We start from the raw sequence: 18006 nt of genomic DNA, 5'->3' as shown, positions 1-18006 counted from the left end.
GAACTTTTCATCACGTTTTTTGTTTTCAAAAAATATGTATAAAAGATGCGGTTTTATCCTCAAATTCTGAAAGAAAACATCACAAAAAAAGCCCATTTTGCACAAGGTTATTGTTTCTCTGCATAGGATATGCTAATATATAGCTACTAAAATTCATATGATATACGCTGAAGGATCAATAGTACTTAAATCCTCTTCACAAAGCGAACTAGGGACGGTGGGAGCCTAGAGAATGGTTTAAGGAAAAGGCAATCTGGAGTATATACAGACGAAGGTGGATACATTTTGTATCAACCAGGGTGGAACCGCGGGAAAAACTCTCGTCCCTGGGCATATTGTTGATATGCCCAGGGACGAGAGTTTTTTTGTACCCGCTCTTTTTGTTTCGCTTGAATTACTACCATTTACAGGAGGAATTAGAATGTCAAAAACAATGGATCAAATCGTATCTCACGCCAAACATCGCGGCTTTGTATTTCAAGGTTCTGAAATTTACGGCGGTCTTGCAAATACATGGGATTACGGCCCGCTTGGCGTAGAATTAAAAAACAATATTAAAAAAGCATGGTGGAAAAAATTCATTCAAGAATCTCCATACAACGTTGGTTTAGACGCGGCGATTTTAATGAATCCAAAAACATGGGAAGCTTCTGGTCACTTAGGAAACTTTAATGACCCAATGATCGACTGTAAGGATTGTAAAGCTCGTCACCGTGCCGATAAATTAATTGAAGAAAAACTTCAAGAAAAAGGAATTGAAATGATCGTGGACGGCCTTTCATTTGATGCAATGGCTGACTTAATTAAAGAACACGAAATTACGTGTCCTGAGTGTGGTTCAGCTAACTTCACTGAAATTCGTCAATTTAACTTAATGTTCAAAACGCACCAAGGTGTAACTGAAACATCAACAAATGAAATTTACCTTCGTCCTGAAACAGCTCAAGGTATTTTCGTAAACTTTAAAAACGTTCAGCGCTCAATGCGTAAAAAGCTTCCATTTGGTATCGGCCAAGTGGGTAAAAGCTTCCGTAACGAAATTACACCTGGTAACTTCACATTCCGTACGCGTGAATTTGAACAAATGGAACTTGAATTCTTCTGTAAACCAGGCACTGAATTAGAGTGGTTTAGCTACTGGAAAGAAACATGTAACAAATGGCTTCTTTCTCTTGGTATGAAAGAAGAAAACGTTCGTCTTCGCGACCATGATGATGATGAACTTTCTCACTACAGTAATGCAACAACAGACTTTGAATATAAGTTCCCATTCGGCTGGGGCGAACTATGGGGCGTAGCTTCTCGTACAGACTATGACTTAAAGCAGCATATGGAACACTCTGGAGAAGACTTCCAATATGTTGATCAAGAAACAAACGAACGCTATGTACCTTACTGCATCGAGCCTTCTTTAGGCGCTGACCGTGTAACATTAGCTTATATGATTGATGCGTATGAAGAAGAAACGTTAGAAGACGGCTCCTCTCGTACAGTAATGCAGCTTCACCCTGCTTTAGCACCATTTAAAGCTGCTGTATTACCACTTTCTAAAAAGCTTTCTAACGAAGCTCGCGCTGTCTTTGAAGATTTAGCAAAATACTTTATGATTGACTACGATGATGCTGGTTCAATTGGTAAACGTTATCGTCGCCATGATGAAATCGGTACGCCGTTCTGTATTACATTCGACTTCGATTCATTAGAAGACAATCAAGTAACAATCCGTAACCGCGACACAATGGAACAAAAACGTGTAGCAATTAGCGACCTTAAAAATATCATTGAAGAAGCAACTCAATTTTAATTAAAAAAATAAGCGTATGGCTGCTTCAGCCATACGCTTTACTTTTGATTTGAGTCTTCTTGAAGGCGTTCTAATACCATTTGATACGCATCGCTTCCATAATTCAAGCAGCGTTTAACACGGGAAATAGTCGCTGTGCTTGCTCCAGTTTCCGTCTCAATTTTATGGTACGTGTTGCCTTCTCTTAGCATTCTTGCCACTTCTAAGCGCTGTGCTAATGATTGAATTTCATTAACTGTACATAGGTCATCAAAAAATTGATAGCATTCTTCAATGTTTTCTAATGATAAAATCGCTTGAAATAGCTGATCTAATTCTTTTCCTCTTAGTTTGTTGATTTGCATCGTATCGAACTCCTTTATCATTGGCTTTCTTTACTGGTTGTTTCTATCTATAAAATACAGTTTCTATATTTATTTGCACATACATTCATTCTGTATGAAGACAGCCAATTTCATACAAATTTCAAATTCCTTTGATACTTTTATATTTTAACGCATTATAGACGGAAAAAGTACTTTTTTATTCATAACGTCATAAATTCCTACTGGCGTGATACGAATATAAGGCAAATGTGTAGACGAAAAGAACAGCAGTGAATAGACAGGATCATCGTGTTTGTATCCTCGCTCACCCAGCACTTTCTTGAGTTCCACCTCTCGTTTACTTAGCTCTTCCATCGGCAGATTCGACATGACTCCTTTTAACGGAAGATCCAGTTCATATACTACTTTCTCACCTTCTGTAATAACGATACCGCCGCCAATTTCTTTCATACGTTTGAATGCACATATCATATCTTTTTTCGATTTTCCAATTAAAATAAAATCACCTGTATTTGAAAACGAACTCGCCATTCCCGATACATTTGTCGCAAACCCTTTTAACAGCGTATTGATGCGCCACCTGCCTTCTCGGTCCACCAGCACTAAAAAGCTTTCATCATGATCAGAGGCTAATACATCTCCGCTCACATTTAAGTGAATTGAATACGGCTCCATAATAACAGCATTTTTCATTTTGACGCCTACTGGCATTGAAAATTGAAAATCGTCCATCGTTAAATCAAAGTCTAACTTTAACGGTGAAAAACCAAACTTTTCCCAAGGAAATTCCACCGAGGCTAATGCTTGTTCTTTGCCTTCTTTTTTCATCCACTTTCCTTTTGCTAGCACAGATAACGGAGTAGGCCGCATAGGATCTTCTAAAATATTAATATTAGCCACACAGCCTGTTGCTACATGCCCATGCAAATGTTCCATGTTGTAATAGCGGGCAATATTTACAGACACCATATTATAAGCATCTAACACGGGAACTCCTTCTGAAATAGCTAATGTAATTAACATATCTGACACGCCGTTTTGGTAAAAAGAAGGCGGAGAACCGTCTGTATTCATCGTAATATGGTCAAAATAATCTACCTGCAGCTCTTTTAACTCCTGCAGTAATTTTGGCAAATCTGGCCGAATTGAAGAGTGGCGCAAAGCAACGTCATAGCCTTGCGTTAACCGAGCAACAACATCTTCCCCTGTCATAGACTCATGATCGCTGTCTGCCCCGAGCAATTTCATTTTTGCCAAGGTAAATGCTGACGCTCCCGGGAAATGTCCTTCAATATGCTTCCTCATCCGCTTTGTCTCTTGAACCCAATGAAGCATTAAATCATCTCCGTCTAAAAGCTTCGGCCAACTTGTCAGTTCGCCTCCTTGTAAGACAGCTTCATTTTGTAGCCAAGAAGTAATGTTTGTATGTGAGAAGATATCAGCCTCTTCATCAATTTCTGTCTGCGAATCAAATCTGCACCACCAATACAGTGATTGTGGTAACGTTTTCATTTCTTCAATCAACGAAAATGCCGTTTTTTGTTCAAGCTGTAAAGCGAGAATTAAATTATCATTAAATAAAGTCGTTGTTCCGTGCTTGGCTGCATATTGGGAAAAAGTCTGGGGATTATATAACTGAAACGGGTGAACATGCGGCTCAATATACCCAGGAACCACATATTTCTCACTGCAGTCTATAATCTCTGTAGAAGCGTCTGTGTGCTTAGGCATCTCTGAGCCAACGTATACAATACGATCTTGATAAACCCAAATATGTGCTTTTTTCCACTGCTTCATTCGAGCGTTCAAATATGTTGCATCTTTTAAGACAATAGTTGGTGCTTTTTGACCATTTAATACTAAAAGCTGCTGTCTAATATGTTTGCTTTTCCAGCGGTATCTTTGTTCCGGCATGCTAAATTCCCCCTAATTTACTATGTATTTTCATCGTAACACATCCTTGATGTAAACGCATTCAGAAACTGTTATTAATTTTATGAATAAAGGTGATAAAACATGAAACCAAATATCGGCATTGTTAACGCATTAATTCGACTTACGCTGGGCTTTACCCTTCTTTCTTGGACAACATCTCGTTTATCTCGCAGACCGTACAAAGATTCATACATCTTCTTAGGGTTAATGGGCGCTTTAAAAGTTGCAGAAGGCATCACGCGTTTTTGTCCCCTTACGTACGCATATGATTCATGTCAAAAGCATGATGAACATGAACACCATCCAAACGGAAACGAAGAAACGTATAACCCTTCATAAGGTAAAAAGGAGAGCCGGAGCTCTCCTTTTTTATTTTAAAGCTGCTTTTGTTAATGCACGATGGCCGATGTCTTTGCGATAGAAAAAGCCTTTTTCTACATCGATATGAGCCATCTGTTTGTATACCTCTTGCTGCGCTTCTTGAAGGGTTGCTCCTTTGGCACCTACTAATAGAACGCGGCCGCCGTTTGAAACGTATGTGTCGTTTTCTAAAGCTGTACCAGCGTGGAAAACAAGCGCGTCTTCACTAATCGCATCCAACCCGTTAATTGGCGCACCTTTTTGATAATCTTCTGGGTAGCCTGCTGCTGCTAATACAATTCCGATAGCCGCTTCGTCATCCCATTCAATTTCTACTTTTTCTTCTTTCAAAATGCGAAGAAGCACATCGACTAAATCGCTTTTCATACGCGGCAGTACAACCTGTGTTTCAGGATCTCCAAAACGCGCATTAAATTCAATCACTTTTGGTCCTTTTTGTGTTTGAATCAGACCAGCGTATAGAATTCCTGTATACTCGCAGCCTTCTTCAGCTAATCCTTTAGCCATTGGAAGTAAGATGTTTTCTACAGCCTCTTGTACTTCTGCATCACTGATTTGCGGAACAGGAGAGTAAGCTCCCATGCCTCCTGTGTTCGGACCTTGATCGCCGTCAAAAGCACGCTTATGATCTTGTGCAATTACCATTGGATATACATTTGTACCGCGTACAAATGCCATTAATGAAAATTCTTCACCATCCAAAAATTCTTCTACAACTACTTTTGCACTTGCTTCTTTAAATTTTTGGTCAACTAGAAAATCACGTAATGTATCTACGGCTTCTTCTACTGTTAAAGCAACAGTTACACCTTTACCAGCTGCTAAGCCGTCTGCTTTAATAACAATTGGAGCGCCTTGCTTTTCCACATATGCTTTTGCTTCCTCGTAAGACGTAAATGTTTCATACGCTGCGGTTGGAATATCATACTTTTTCATGAGCTCTTTTGCAAAGCTTTTGCTTCCTTCAATCATCGCTGCTTGTTTGCGCGGTCCAAAGACTGGAAGACCTTCTTGTTCAAACCGATCAACAATGCCTTCAATTAGCGGATTTTCTGGTCCAACAATTGTTAATCCAATCTTGTTTTCTTTTGCAAACTGCACAAGCTCTTCTTGGCTGCTTTCATCGATTGGTACAATCGTTGCCATATCTCTCATGCCTGGGTTTCCTGGTGCTACAAACACTTCGTTAACAAGTGGACTTTTTGAAGCTTTCCATGCAATTGTATGCTCTCTTCCGCCTTTTCCAATAACTAAAACATTCACGTTCTTCACCTCATTAATGTTTAAAATGTCTTACGCCTGTAAATACCATTGCAATGCCGTATTCATCTGCTTTTGCAATTGACTCTTCATCACGAATTGATCCGCCCGGCTGAATAATAGCTGTGATTCCTGCTTTAGCTGCTGCTTCTACTGTATCGCCCATTGGGAAGAACGCATCTGAACCTAAAGCTGAACCTTGTGCTTTTTCACCAGCTTGTTCAATTGCAATTTTTGCAGCGCCTACGCGATTCATTTGACCAGCCCCGACGCCAATTGTCATGTCATCTTTTGCAAGTACAATAGCATTAGACTTAACATTCTTAACAACTTTCCATGCTAATTTTAAATCTGCCCACTCTTTTTCTGTTGGCTCACGTTTCGTTGGAACAGTAATCGTTGCATCATCAAATCCAAATACGTCTTCATCCTGAACAAGCACGCCGCCTTTTACAGATGTTAAGAAAGCTTCTTTTTCTGCTTTTTCATCAAGCTCTATCGTTAGTAAACGAAGGTTTTTCTTAGCTGTTAATACATCTAATGCTTCTTGATCGAACGCAGGAGCAATGATGATTTCTAAGAAGATTTCTTTTAACTGAATAGCCGTTTCACGGTCGATAGGACGGTTAGCTGCTACGATGCCGCCAAAGATAGATGTAGGATCCGCTTCGTATGCTTTTTGATAAGCTTGAGCAATTGTTTCACCCACACCTACACCGCAAGGATTCATATGTTTGATCGCTACGATAGCCGGCTCTTTGAATTCTTTTACGATTTGAAGAGCTGCGTTTGCATCGTTGATATTATTGTATGACAACTCTTTTCCATGCAGCTGCGTAGCTGTTGCAATAGAACCTTTTTGTGTTAACGGCTTTTTATAGAAAGAAGCTTGTTGATGAGGGTTTTCTCCGTATCGTAAGCCTTGAACACGCTCATACGTTACTGTTAATTTCTCAGGAGTTGTTTCACCTGTAATGTTTGTTAAGTATTCAGCGATTAATGCATCATAAGCTGCCGTATGACGGAATACTTTTGCTGCTAATCGTTGGTTGGTTTCAAATGAAACATTGCCATCCGCTTTTAACTCTTCTACTACGGTTGCGTAATCGCTTGGATCTACTACAACTGAGACAGAACGATAGTTTTTCGCAGCTGAACGAAGCATTGTAGGTCCACCGATGTCAATATTCTCAATCGCTTCAGCAAGCGTTACATCCTCTTTTTCAATTGTCTTTTTAAATGGGTATAAGTTTACAACTACAAAGTCGATTGGCGAGATATTATGCTCTTTCATTTGAGCTTGATGCTCTTCATTATCGCGTAACGCTAATAAAGCACCGTGAACGTTAGGATGCAATGTTTTTAAACGGCCGTCTAAAATTTCTGGGAAACCAGTTACTTCAGAGATTCCGATAACGTCAATGCCGTTTTCTTCTAGGGTACGCTTTGTACCGCCAGTTGAAATAATTTCTACTCCTAAGTCCTTTAATTCTTGTGCAAATGAAACAATACCTTCTTTATCAGATACGCTAATAAGCGCGCGTTTTGCTGTCATTTTGTAAACTCCTCCTGATCCGATCTCTCATTTAAAATCTTTCTTTCACTACTACTCTACCATAGTAAAGGATTAAAACTTTTTTGACAAGGTTCCATCCTATTTATTTAACTGCGGCTTGTTCAAATAATTCATTCAGTACCGCGGGATAAAATTGATGTTCAATTTCATGAATACGGGCCTCAACTGTTTCTCTTGTATCGCCTTTTTCAATGCGAATAGCCTGCTGGTCAATAATTGGTCCTGTATCCATGCCTTCATCTACAAAATGCACGGTAATTCCAATCACTTTTACTCCTGCATCAAAAGCTTGACCAATAGCATCAATCCCAGGAAATGCAGGTAAAAGCGAAGGGTGAATATTAACAATACGATTTTTGTATGGCTTAAGCAACGTCGAACCAACTAATCGCATATATCCTGCTAAAACAAGAAATTCTACTTTAGCTGATGTAAGCTCTGCAAGAATGGCTGCTTCATACGCTTCTTTATTTTCATAGTTTTTAGGCGAACAAACAAAGCATGGTATTCCACATGCTTTTGCTCGTTCAATTACGTATGCATCCGGTTTATTACAAACAACAAGCGCAATATTTGCTTTTAATCGACCTGACTGAGTTGCTTCATAGATGGATTGAAAGTTACTGCCGTTTCCAGAAGCAAACACTGCAATATTTATCATGCAAACGTCCCTCCAGCAAATTCAACACCTGTTCCTTCGTTTACACGTCCGATAACAAATGCTTTTTCGCCTTCGTTTTCAATTGCTTCAATGACTTTATTCATATCTTCAGGTTCAACAGCTAAAACAAATCCGATTCCCATGTTGAATACTTCAAACATTTCTTTACGGTCTAGCTTGCCTTGCTCTTCAAGGAAATCAAACACGTATGGAATTGGCCAAGAACCGTAATCAATTTCTACACCTAAACCTTCAGGAAGCATACGAGGGATATTTTCAACAAATCCGCCTCCAGTAATATGAGCCATACCTGCAACTTTAGCTGCATGTAATGCTTTTAGGACTGGCTTCACGTATATTTTTGTTGGCGTTAATAACTCAACTCCGAGCTTTTCATTAAAACCAGCGTAAGTTTCGTGAAGATTTAATCCTTGATCATCAACAATTTTACGTACAAGAGAGTAGCCGTTGCTGTGAATACCGCTAGATGAGATACCGATCAACAGCTGTCCAGCTTTAATCTCATCTCCAGTAATAATTTCTGACTTTTCTACTGCTCCTACTGTAAATCCTGCAAGATCATATTCATCTTCTTCGTATAAACCTGGCATTTCAGCTGTTTCTCCGCCAATTAACGCACAGTTGGATTGTTCACAGCCGTCTGCAATTCCTTTTACAATCGATTCAATTTTTTCAGGAACTGCTTTGCCGCAAGCAATATAATCTAAGAAGTAAAGAGGCTCTGCTCCTTGTGCTAACACGTCGTTTACACACATGGCCACCGCATCCACACCGATTGTGTCATGCTTATCCATTTGAAAAGCAAGTTTCAATTTTGTTCCTACTCCATCTGTACCAGAAACAAGAACAGGCTCTTTTAAATTCAATGTAGATAAATCGAACATTCCGCCAAAGCCGCCGACTGTTCCCATAATACCTGCACGAGCAGTGCGTTCTACGTGCTTTTTAATACGTGAAACAGCTTCGTATCCTGCTTCTAAGTCAACTCCAGCTTGTTTATATGAATATGACATGTTGTCACTCCTTTTTTACGTTAAAACTAACAAGTTACCTTTTCATGAGGGTGTACAGTATCTGGATAAATTTCAGTTGGATACTTTCCAGTGAAACATGCCATACACTGTCCGCCGTTGCCTTCATACTGTCTGCCGATTGCATCTACTAACCCTTCGTTGCTTAAGAAAACAAGTGAATCAGCTTCAATCAATTCACGAATTTCTTCAACAGAGCGCGTAGCAGCAATTAGCTCAGAGGATGACGACGTGTCAATTCCATAAAAACATGGATTTTTAATAGGTGGTGAACTGATGCGTACATGTACTTCAGTTGCTCCTGCTTCTCGAAGCATACGAACAATGCGACGGCTTGTTGTGCCGCGGACGATAGAATCATCTACCATAACAACACGTTTACCCTCTACAATTTTACGTACAGGAGACAGCTTCATTTTTACACCTTGTTCACGCAGTTCTTGTGAAGGCTGAATGAATGTACGGCCTACGTATCGATTCTTAATTAAACCTAATTCGTATGGAATTCCTGACTGTTCTGCAAAACCGATCGCTGCTGAAATACTTGAATCCGGAACGCCTGTTACAACGTCTGCTTCAATCGGTGACTCAACTGCAAGTTGTTTACCAAGGTTTTTACGAGCAGAATGAACATTAATTCCATCAATATTACTATCTGGTCTTGAGAAATAAATATATTCCATACTGCAAATTGCACGGTTTACGTTTAATGTGAAACGTTCTGATTGAATACCTTCATCGTTAATAATGAGTAATTCACCAGGCTCTACATCACGCTCATGGACTGCTCCAACAATATCAAACGCACATGTTTCAGAAGCTACTACATAAGCATCACCTAATCGTCCAATTGACAACGGACGCAGTCCGTGAGGGTCGAGTGCAACCATCATTGTATCTTCTGTTAAAATAACGAATGCATATGCACCTTTAACCATAGATAAAGCATTTTTCACTTTATCTTTCATATCTTCATAGCCGCTTCGTTTAATTAAATGAGCCAGTACTTCTGTATCAGATGTTGATTGAAAAATACTCCCTTGGTTTTCCAGCTGATGCTTTAATGCATTTGCATTAACCAAGTTTCCATTATGAGCTAACGCAAGGCTTCCGCTATGAGAGCGGAAGTGAAGGGGTTGAACATTTTCAAACCCTCCGCCTCCAGCTGTTGCATAACGAACGTGTCCAATTGCTGCTTTACCGTTTAGTTGCTCTAACTCTCCGTGGCCAAATACTTCGTTAACAAGACCAACGCCTTTCATTACTGTCACTTTTTCACCATCTGTTACAGCAATACCAGCACCTTCTTGTCCGCGGTGTTGTAAGCTATGCAAACCGTAATAAGCAATCTGGCTTGCATTTTCATGTCCCCATACACCGAATACGCCACATTCTTCGTTTAAGCCTTTGATTTCAGCAAGCATGGAAGCGCTCCTTTCCAAGCAGTAGTTAATTCTTCAACTGATAATTGAACAAGAACATTTTCTTGATGTTTAACAGTTAATGTTGCGTCTTCTGTTACGCGTCCTACTAATGTTGCATCTTGTACAAGCATTTCGAATTTTTCTTTATTCTCTGGTGAAACTGTTACGACAAAGCGTGATTGTGTTTCACTGAATAGTTCTGCTGTTGCTTCACCGTCTACCGTTACGTTTACGCCTAACCCGCTGCCGTTCATCACTTTTTCAGCTAGGGCTACTGCGAATCCTCCTTCTGCAATATCATGAGCAGATTGAACTGCACCTTCACGAATTGCTTGAAGAAGCTGATCTTGACGTGTTTTTTCAACTGCTAAATCTAATTTAGGTGAACGGCCGAATACCGTACCGTTTTCTAGTACTTTTTGAAGCTCAGTACCTGCAAATTCTGCTTCAGCTTTACCAATAACATAGATTAAGTCATCTTTTTGCTTCGCATATTGAGTTGTAATATGGTCGATATCGTCGATTAGACCAACCATTCCGATAACAGGAGTTGGGTAAATTGCTTCACCTTTTGTCTCATTGTACAGAGATACGTTACCGCCGATAACCGGAGTCGATAGCTCACGGCAAGCGTCGCTCATACCGTCTGTTGCTTTTTCAATTTGCCAGAAGATTTCTGGTTTTTCAGGGTTGCCGAAGTTTAAGCAGTCTGTAATCGCAAGAGGCTGTGCACCTGAACATACAAGGTTACGAGCAGCTTCTGCCACTGCGATGCGGCCGCCTACTTCCGGATCTAGGTATAAATAGCGAGAGTTACAGTCTGTTGTCATCGCTAATGCTTTATTTGTATCACGTACACGAACAACCGCCGCGTCAGATCCAGGAGATACAACTGTGTTTGTACGTACTTGGTAGTCATATTGGTTGTAAACCCACTCTTTGTTTGCAATAGTAGGCTGTTTTAAAAGAGTTACTAACATATCACTGTGATTTTCAACAGTAGGAGCGTATGCTGATTGCTCTTGGAACTCACGATAGTATGCTGGTTCTTGAGATGGCTTGTGGTATACCGGTGCATCTTCTGCTAATGCATCTACAGGAACATCTGCTACTATTTCTCCGTTATGAGTTAAACGAAGGCGCTTATCGTCGGTTACGTGACCGACTGAAACAGCTTCTAATCCATATTTTTCAACGATTTCGACGATTTCATTTTCACGGCCTTTTTCAACAACGATGAGCATGCGCTCTTGAGATTCTGAAAGCATCATTTCGTATGGTGTCATGCCTGTTTCACGCTGAGGTACAAGATCAAGGTTCATTTCAATACCAGAACCTGCTTTACTTGCCATCTCTGCTGAAGAACTCGTTAAGCCCGCAGCACCCATATCTTGAATACCAACTAAAGCGTCGCACTTGATAAGCTCTAAACAAGCTTCAAGAAGAAGTTTTTCCATAAATGGATCTCCTACTTGTACAGCTGGACGTTTTTCATCTGACTGATCAGAAAGCTCTTCAGAAGCAAATGTTGCGCCGTGGATACCGTCGCGGCCCGTTTTTGCTCCTACGTACATAACCGTGTTGCCAACGCCTTTGGCTTGACCTTTTTGAATGTCTTCGTGGTTAATTAAACCAACACACATAGCGTTAACAAGCGGATTTCCTTCATATGAAGCTTCAAACTGAATTTCTCCGCCTACTGTTGGGATTCCTACACAGTTACCGTAACCTGCGATTCCCGCTACTACTTCCTCAAACAAATGACGAACCTTTGGAGATGTTAATTCACCAAAACGTAAAGAGTTTAAAAGTGCAATCGGTCTTGCTCCCATTGAAAAGACGTCACGAATGATACCACCTACACCAGTTGCTGCTCCTTGATAAGGTTCAATCGCTGATGGATGGTTATGACTTTCGATTTTAAATACAACGGCTTGGTTGTCGCCGATATCAACGATACCCGCTCCTTCGCCAGGACCTTGTAATACTTTTTCACCCGTGATAGGGAATTTTTTCAGTACAGGCTTAGAGTTTTTATAGCTGCAGTGCTCTGACCACATAACAGAGAATAAGCCTGTTTCTGTATAGTTAGGCGTACGACCAAGCAGCTGCTCTACATTTGCAAACTCTTCGTCTGTTAACCCCATGTCTCGATATAACTTTTGTTCTTTAATTTGCTCTACATTTGGTTCAAGAAGTAACGACATTTTGTTCCCTCCACTGCTTTACGATTGATTGAAATAATTTAAGTCCGTCCGCGCTTCCTAAAAGATCGCTTACCGCTCTTTCTGGGTGAGGCATCATTCCTAATACGTTGCCTGTTTCGTTCGTAATCCCTGCAATATCTTGAAGACTTCCGTTTGGATTATCACCTGCGTATTGGAAAAGAATCTGGTTGTTTTCAATCAATTTTTGTAACGTGTGTTCATCACAATAGTAGTTGCCTTCACCGTGTGCCACTGGAATAGCAATTACTTCATCTTTGCCATAAGCATTTGTAAACATTGTTTCATTATTAGCTACTTTCAAATTCACTGTTTTACAGATGAATTTTAAGTTTTCATTACGACGCATAGCACCTGGCAGTAATCCTGCTTCTAATAAAATTTGGAATCCATTACATACACCTAGTACTGGCTTTCCTTGGCTTGCTGCTTTTTTTACAGCATCCATTACATTTGAGAAGCGAGCGATAGCACCTGAACGAAGGTAATCTCCATATGAGAAACCACCTGGAAGCAAGATACCATCATATTGATCTAATGATTCTGTATCGTGCCAAACGTAATCCACTTCTTCACCAAGCTCATCTTTGATAGCATGATACATATCGACGTCACAGTTTGATCCTGGAAAAACAATTACAGCAAATTTCACTGTACGACAACCTCCTCAACCTCGTAACGGTAATCTTCAATTACTGTATTAACTAAAAGCTTTTCACACATTTCTTTTACGCGTTCATCTAATGAATCTGTGCTGTCGATTGTTAGCTCTAAAAATTTACCGATGCGTACTTCTTGAACTTCTTCATAAGACATACGGTGCAATGAATTTTTAACGGCTACTCCTTGAGGGTCTAATACACTTTCTCTTAATGTGACAAATACTTTTACTTTATACATGGTTGGGTTATCCTCCGATTCGCTGTAAGATTTTTTCGTATGCTTCTGTTAAACCGCCTAAATCTCTGCGGAATACATCTTTATCCAATTTTTCGTTCGTATGAACATCCCAGAAGCGGCAAGTGTCAGGTGAAATTTCATCCGCTAAAATAATGTCGCCTTGAGAAGTACGGCCGAATTCTAATTTAAAATCCACTAAGAAAATATCTTTATCCTTGAAAAATTTCGATAATACTTCGTTGATTTGAAGTGCTTGTGCCTTTAAACTATCAATCTCTTCTTGAGTTGCAGCCTTAAGGAAAATCGCATGTTCTGCAAGAATTAATGGATCACCAAGCGCATCATCTTTGTAGTAAAGTTCAACGATTGGCTGTTCAAAACGAATACCTTCTTCTACGCCAATTCGCTTCGCAAGGCTTCCTGCTGTAGCATTTCGTACAACAACTTCAAGCGGAACAATTTCTACTTTCTTAACCGCTTGTTCATAATCTGAAAGCTGCTTCACAAAGTGAGTTGTAATGCCTTGCTCATGTAACATTGAAAATAGTAAACTACTAATTTGATTGTTCAACTGTGCTTTTCCGCTAATCTCTGCTTTTTTCTGACCGTTGAATGCTGTAGCTTCATTTTTATAAGCAACCCACAATACATCTTGCTCATCAGTAGCGTAAATTTTTTTCGCTTTTCCTTCATAAAGTAACTCTTGCTTTTCCATGCTGTCACCTCTACATACAGAATATTCAGATACACGTTCTTAGATAAAGGCAAGGACGTGCCTTGCCTTTTTTATTAAAGACCTAAACGTTCAAAAATCATATCTACATTTTTTAAATGGTGCTTATGATCGAAGCAATCTTCAATCTCTTCTGGTGATAAGTGGCGAGTAATGCGCTCTTCGCCTTCAATTAAAGAACGGAAAGGAACTTGCGTTTCCCATGCTTCCATTGCTTTTGGCTGTACTAAGTCGTATGCTTCTTCGCGTACCATGCCTTTATTGATTAGTGTTAACAGTACACGCTGTGAATAAATTAGCCCTAGTGTACGATCCATGTTGCGCTTCATGTTGTCAGGGAATACTGTTAAGTTTTTAACAATATTTGCAAAACGATTTAACATGTAATTTAAAGCAATCGTTGCATCAGGTAAGATGACACGCTCTGCCGATGAATGAGAGATGTCACGCTCATGCCAAAGCGGTACATTATCATAAGCTGTAACCATATAGCCGCGAATTAAGCGAGCAAGTCCCGTTACGTTCTCAGAACCGATTGGATTACGTTTATGAGGCATTGCAGATGATCCTTTTTGACCTTTTGCAAAGTACTCTTCAACCTCACGTGTTTCACTCTTTTGAAGACCGCGAACTTCTACTGCAAATTTCTCAATAGATGTCGCAATTAACGCTAGTACTGACATATAGTGTGCATGACGGTCACGCTGTAATGTTTGCGTAGAGATTGGTGCTGGTGAAATTCCTAACTTCTCACATACGTATTTTTCAACGAAAGGATCGATGTTAGCGAACGTTCCAACTGCTCCTGACATTTTACCGAATTCCACTTCAGCTGCAGCACGTTTTAAACGCTCTAGGTTACGCTTCATTTCTTCATACCATAATCCCATTTTCAAACCAAATGTCGTTGGCTCAGCGTGTACACCGTGCGTACGTCCCATCATAACCGTATACTTATGTTCTTGAGCTTTTTCCTTTAGTACTTCTACAAAGCGCTCTACGTCACTTAGCAAGATTTCATTAGCTTGCTTCAATAAATAAGATAGAGCTGTATCAACTACGTCAGTTGAAGTCAAACCGTAGTGTACCCACTTGCGCTCTTCACCAAGCGTTTCAGATACTGCACGAGTGAAAGCTACTACGTCATGACGCGTTTCTAGTTCAATTTCATTGATGCGGTTAATATCAAAAGATGCATTTTGACGAATTAACTTCACATCTTCTTTCGGAATATGTCCTAATTCTGACCATGCTTCACAAGCTAGAATTTCAACTTCTAACCAAGCTTTAAATTTATTTTCTTCTGTCCAAATAGCTGCCATTTCTGGTCTTGTATAACGTTCAATCATGTTGTTACTTCCTCCGTTCTTTCCCAAATTCCTAGAGATTCGGCTTTTTCTATCGCCTCATCTATCTTATCAGCTAATACCGTGATATGTCCCATTTTTCTCTTCTCTTTTGCAACTTTTTTTCCGTACAAATGTAAGTGCATATCATCTAAACATTCGATTTTTGCCATTGTGTTCTCAATATGTTCCCCTAATAGGTTAACCATAACAGCAGGTTTTAATAAAGTCGGCTGTGCTAGGGTCCAGTTACAAATGGCTCTTACATGCTGCTGAAATTGAGAAAGATCACAAGCATTGATTGAATAATGACCTGAATTATGAGGTCTAGGTGCCATTTCATTTATATAAAGCTGACCTTCTTCAGTTAGGAACATCTCAACTGCTAATGTACCAACTAAATCTAATCCTTTTGCTATTTCTTGCGCATATTGAAGAGCTTTCGCTTCTTGATCTGCTGTAATACGTGCCGGAACAATCGTTTGGTGCAAAATATGATGCTTATGAATGTTCTCAGCTACTGGTAAACATGCAGTTTCGCCTTTTGCATTGCGGTGTACAATAACTGATACTTCTTTATCTAAGTTCATCCACTGTTCTACAATACATTCCGACTGAGCTAATAGCTCAGCAGCTTCACGAATATTATTCTCATTTTTCACTAGAACTTGCCCTTTACCGTCATATCCGCCTCGGCAAGTTTTTACGACACATGGATAACCAATTGTTTCGACAGCTTTTAAAAGTTCTTTTTCAGTCGTAACGATTGCGTAATCAGGAACATCTAGATTAAGCTTTGTAATCATTTCTTTTTCTAAACGACGATTTTGTGTAACGGCTAGTAAATGACTGCCCTGTGGCACGTAGCATTTTGTTTCTAGCCATTTCATCATCTCAACATCAACGTTTTCAAATTCATAAGTGATGACATCTGACAATTCAGCAAGCTGTTCAACCGCTTTTCTATCATCATAGTTGCCAATGACTTTAATATCTGCTACTTGACCGCAAGGAGAATCTTCTGTTGGTTCAAGCACTGCAATGTAATAACCCATTTCTTTAGCAGATAGTGCAATCATTCTTCCTAGCTGTCCACCGCCTACGATTCCAATTGTTTTACCAGGAGGTATAAGTAAATTAGACAAGTTGATCACTACTTTCTAACACAGATGATTTAATAGACTCTCTACGATTTTCAAGTTGATCACTTAACGTTGGATCCTGTGTTGCTAAGATTTGTGCTGCTAGCAACCCAGCGTTCGTAGAACCAGCTTTTCCAATAGCTACTGTAGCTACCGGTACGCCGCCTGGCATTTGAACAATCGATAAAAGTGAATCTAAACCGTTTAAGTTACTTGATTTAACTGGTACACCTATTACAGGTAAAATTGTTTTTGCAGCAATCATACCAGGTAAGTGAGCAGCGCCACCAGCGCCAGCAATAATAACTTTAATCCCTCGTTCTTTAGCAGTTTCAGCATACTCAAACATATAATCCGGCGTTCGATGTGCTGATACAACTTTCTTTTCATATTCAATATTTAATTCATCTAAAATGTCACACGCATATTTCATAGTGCTCCAGTCTGACTGACTGCCCATTACAACAGCAACTTTTACATTCATGAATAAAAGCTCCTTTTTCACGTTATAAAAAAACCTAGGGTAAGTTATGGCTCACTAAAGGAAAGCCACAACTACCCTAGGTTTCATGTATCAACATTCCTTTTGAAAAGGAATCATGTTTACCTATTTAGTAATTGTACTCTCCTCATAGTCCAATGATTTACGGTCATCGGGTAGAAACTCGTGGGCCATATTCCCACTATTATATGAGGTTTCGGATATCTCAATTGACAACTTAATAATAACAGCCAAACTAGAAAAAAGTCAACCTAAAAATCGAATGTTTACTATTTTTATCATTAAAATGTTCGTATTTAGAGACTTTTCCCTTCGAAAACAATCTGTTGCTTTACCGGAACATAGTCTTTTTTACCATTTATTTCTTTTTCTTCAAAAATAGGCTTTTCCATTCGTCGAACGGGCATATACCCATCTTTTTTCATCCGATCTAAACAACTTGCGATTGTTTCATTTTCTTGTAATTCATACAGTACTTTTTTTGATTTCTTACCCAAAATGCAGCCTCCAGTTCGAAAAAAGTTTCTTACAACGTCAAAAAGAGCTTTTATAATAAAAATTAAATGAATCCACTATAGTGTAACATAATTTAAAAGTTAAATTCACGCTGTAATTTTTAGAAACAAAAAAGACTAGTCATTGAATGACTAGTCTTTTTATTGGCCTGGCAACGTCCTACTCTCACAGGGACAAAGTCCCAACTACCATTGGCGCTAAAGAGCTTAACTTCCGTGTTCGG

The 18006-nt window shown here is 39.5% G+C and carries 17 protein-coding genes, 1 rRNA gene and 1 riboswitch; of the genes, 2 read left to right on the top strand and 16 right to left on the bottom strand.

Translation table 11 applies throughout. From position 1 onward, the window contains the following. Nucleotides 1-421: 421 nt before the first annotated feature. Nucleotides 422-1804: a glycine--tRNA ligase gene (locus SB717_RS21005; protein ID WP_410904593.1), complete on the top strand. Its 1383-nt coding sequence runs from the start codon at nucleotides 422-424 to the stop codon at nucleotides 1802-1804. A gap of 38 nt (nucleotides 1805-1842) precedes the next feature. On the opposite strand, the gene SB717_RS21000 is transcribed toward SB717_RS21005, so the two are convergent. Next, on the bottom strand, nucleotides 1843-2148 hold the full coding sequence (locus SB717_RS21000) for a YerC/YecD family TrpR-related protein (RefSeq protein WP_013055048.1): 306 nt from the start codon (nucleotides 2146-2148) through the stop codon (nucleotides 1843-1845). 147 nt (nucleotides 2149-2295) lie between these two features. Continuing rightward, the gene (locus SB717_RS20995) at nucleotides 2296-4044 is read right to left on the bottom strand and encodes an adenine deaminase C-terminal domain-containing protein (RefSeq protein ID WP_410904592.1); all 1749 of its coding nucleotides are present in this window, start codon (nucleotides 4042-4044) and stop codon (nucleotides 2296-2298) included. Between the two features lie 102 nt (nucleotides 4045-4146). Between SB717_RS20995 and SB717_RS20990 the strand changes: the two genes are divergently transcribed. After that, the gene (locus tag SB717_RS20990) at nucleotides 4147-4404 is read left to right on the top strand and encodes a YgaP family membrane protein (RefSeq protein ID WP_016762773.1); all 258 of its coding nucleotides are present in this window, start codon (nucleotides 4147-4149) and stop codon (nucleotides 4402-4404) included. Nucleotides 4405-4434: 30 nt separating this feature from the next. On the opposite strand, the gene purD is transcribed toward SB717_RS20990, so the two are convergent. The 14 genes from purD to rrf form a co-directional block, all read right to left on the bottom strand. Further along, nucleotides 4435-5709 carry a phosphoribosylamine--glycine ligase gene (gene purD / locus SB717_RS20985; protein ID WP_410904591.1) on the bottom strand — a complete coding sequence of 425 codons (1275 nt, stop codon included), beginning with the start codon at nucleotides 5707-5709 and terminating at the stop codon, nucleotides 4435-4437. A gap of 13 nt (nucleotides 5710-5722) precedes the next feature. Continuing rightward, nucleotides 5723-7261, bottom strand: a complete 1539-nt coding sequence (gene purH / locus SB717_RS20980; protein WP_025752921.1) for a bifunctional phosphoribosylaminoimidazolecarboxamide formyltransferase/IMP cyclohydrolase — start codon at nucleotides 7259-7261, stop codon at nucleotides 5723-5725. Between the two features lie 103 nt (nucleotides 7262-7364). Next, on the bottom strand, nucleotides 7365-7943 hold the full coding sequence (purN, locus tag SB717_RS20975) for a phosphoribosylglycinamide formyltransferase (protein WP_014461934.1): 579 nt from the start codon (nucleotides 7941-7943) through the stop codon (nucleotides 7365-7367). Next, entirely contained in the window at nucleotides 7940-8977 is a 1038-nt protein-coding gene (gene purM, locus SB717_RS20970; protein WP_045292052.1) for a phosphoribosylformylglycinamidine cyclo-ligase, read from the bottom strand. Before purM ends, purN begins: the two co-directional genes overlap by 4 nt. Nucleotides 8978-9003: 26 nt before the next feature. Beyond that, entirely contained in the window at nucleotides 9004-10419 is a 1416-nt protein-coding gene (purF, locus tag SB717_RS20965; RefSeq protein ID WP_013055041.1) for an amidophosphoribosyltransferase, read from the bottom strand. After that, on the bottom strand, nucleotides 10395-12626 hold the full coding sequence (gene purL, locus SB717_RS20960) for a phosphoribosylformylglycinamidine synthase subunit PurL (protein WP_410904590.1): 2232 nt from the start codon (nucleotides 12624-12626) through the stop codon (nucleotides 10395-10397). Before purL ends, purF begins: the two co-directional genes overlap by 25 nt. Beyond that, the gene (purQ, locus tag SB717_RS20955) at nucleotides 12610-13296 is read right to left on the bottom strand and encodes a phosphoribosylformylglycinamidine synthase subunit PurQ (protein WP_013055039.1); all 687 of its coding nucleotides are present in this window, start codon (nucleotides 13294-13296) and stop codon (nucleotides 12610-12612) included. Before purQ ends, purL begins: the two co-directional genes overlap by 17 nt. After that, entirely contained in the window at nucleotides 13293-13544 is a 252-nt protein-coding gene (gene purS, locus SB717_RS20950; RefSeq protein ID WP_014461938.1) for a phosphoribosylformylglycinamidine synthase subunit PurS, read from the bottom strand. Before purS ends, purQ begins: the two co-directional genes overlap by 4 nt. A gap of 7 nt (nucleotides 13545-13551) precedes the next feature. Continuing rightward, a complete protein-coding gene (gene purC, locus SB717_RS20945) occupies nucleotides 13552-14259 on the bottom strand; it encodes a phosphoribosylaminoimidazolesuccinocarboxamide synthase (protein WP_013081439.1) in 708 nt (235 codons plus the stop codon). Nucleotides 14260-14333: 74 nt separating this feature from the next. Further along, nucleotides 14334-15626, bottom strand: a complete 1293-nt coding sequence (purB, locus tag SB717_RS20940) for an adenylosuccinate lyase (protein ID WP_013055036.1) — start codon at nucleotides 15624-15626, stop codon at nucleotides 14334-14336. Next, nucleotides 15623-16768, bottom strand: a complete 1146-nt coding sequence (purK, locus tag SB717_RS20935) for a 5-(carboxyamino)imidazole ribonucleotide synthase (protein ID WP_074682538.1) — start codon at nucleotides 16766-16768, stop codon at nucleotides 15623-15625. The genes purB and purK overlap by 4 nt, the downstream gene beginning before the upstream one ends. After that, on the bottom strand, nucleotides 16761-17249 hold the full coding sequence (gene purE / locus SB717_RS20930; RefSeq protein ID WP_013055034.1) for a 5-(carboxyamino)imidazole ribonucleotide mutase: 489 nt from the start codon (nucleotides 17247-17249) through the stop codon (nucleotides 16761-16763). Before purE ends, purK begins: the two co-directional genes overlap by 8 nt. 128 nt (nucleotides 17250-17377) lie before the next feature. Continuing rightward, nucleotides 17378-17479, bottom strand: a riboswitch (purine riboswitch). Nucleotides 17480-17563: 84 nt separating this feature from the next. Further along, a complete protein-coding gene (locus tag SB717_RS20925) occupies nucleotides 17564-17764 on the bottom strand; it encodes an NETI motif-containing protein (protein WP_016762769.1) in 201 nt (66 codons plus the stop codon). 165 nt (nucleotides 17765-17929) lie between these two features. Beyond that, a 5S ribosomal RNA gene (gene rrf / locus SB717_RS40265) occupies nucleotides 17930-18006 on the bottom strand; the annotation flags it as partial.

The sequence above is a fragment of the Priestia sp. SIMBA_032 genome (assembly GCF_046535215.1).
In the GTDB taxonomy this organism is placed as follows: Bacteria; Bacillota; Bacilli; order Bacillales; family Bacillaceae_H; genus Priestia; species Priestia aryabhattai.
Note: the sequence above shows the minus strand (reverse complement) of the source record. Positions and strands in the feature narration are given on the sequence as shown.

Bases quoted from the DNA above. Each gene is read 5' to 3' on its own strand.
- purB (WP_013055036.1), bottom strand. From the start codon at position 15,626: ATGATTGAACGTTATACAAGACCAGAAATGGCAGCTATTTGGACAGAA.
- SB717_RS20990 (WP_016762773.1), top strand. From the start codon at position 4,147: ATGAAACCAAATATCGGCATTGTTAACGCATTAATTCGACTTACGCTG.
- purM (WP_045292052.1), bottom strand. From the start codon at position 8,977: ATGTCATATTCATATAAACAAGCTGGAGTTGACTTAGAAGCAGGATAC.
- purS (WP_014461938.1), bottom strand. From the start codon at position 13,544: ATGTATAAAGTAAAAGTATTTGTCACATTAAGAGAAAGTGTATTAGAC.
- purC (WP_013081439.1), bottom strand. From the start codon at position 14,259: ATGGAAAAGCAAGAGTTACTTTATGAAGGAAAAGCGAAAAAAATTTAC.
- purF (WP_013055041.1), bottom strand. From the start codon at position 10,419: ATGCTTGCTGAAATCAAAGGCTTAAACGAAGAATGTGGCGTATTCGGT.
- purL (WP_410904590.1), bottom strand. From the start codon at position 12,626: ATGTCGTTACTTCTTGAACCAAATGTAGAGCAAATTAAAGAACAAAAG.
- SB717_RS20995 (WP_410904592.1), bottom strand. From the start codon at position 4,044: ATGCCGGAACAAAGATACCGCTGGAAAAGCAAACATATTAGACAGCAG.
- purN (WP_014461934.1), bottom strand. From the start codon at position 7,943: ATGATAAATATTGCAGTGTTTGCTTCTGGAAACGGCAGTAACTTTCAA.
- purH (WP_025752921.1), bottom strand. From the start codon at position 7,261: ATGACAGCAAAACGCGCGCTTATTAGCGTATCTGATAAAGAAGGTATT.
- SB717_RS21005 (WP_410904593.1), top strand. From the start codon at position 422: ATGTCAAAAACAATGGATCAAATCGTATCTCACGCCAAACATCGCGGC.
- SB717_RS21000 (WP_013055048.1), bottom strand. From the start codon at position 2,148: ATGCAAATCAACAAACTAAGAGGAAAAGAATTAGATCAGCTATTTCAA.
- purE (WP_013055034.1), bottom strand. From the start codon at position 17,249: ATGAATGTAAAAGTTGCTGTTGTAATGGGCAGTCAGTCAGACTGGAGC.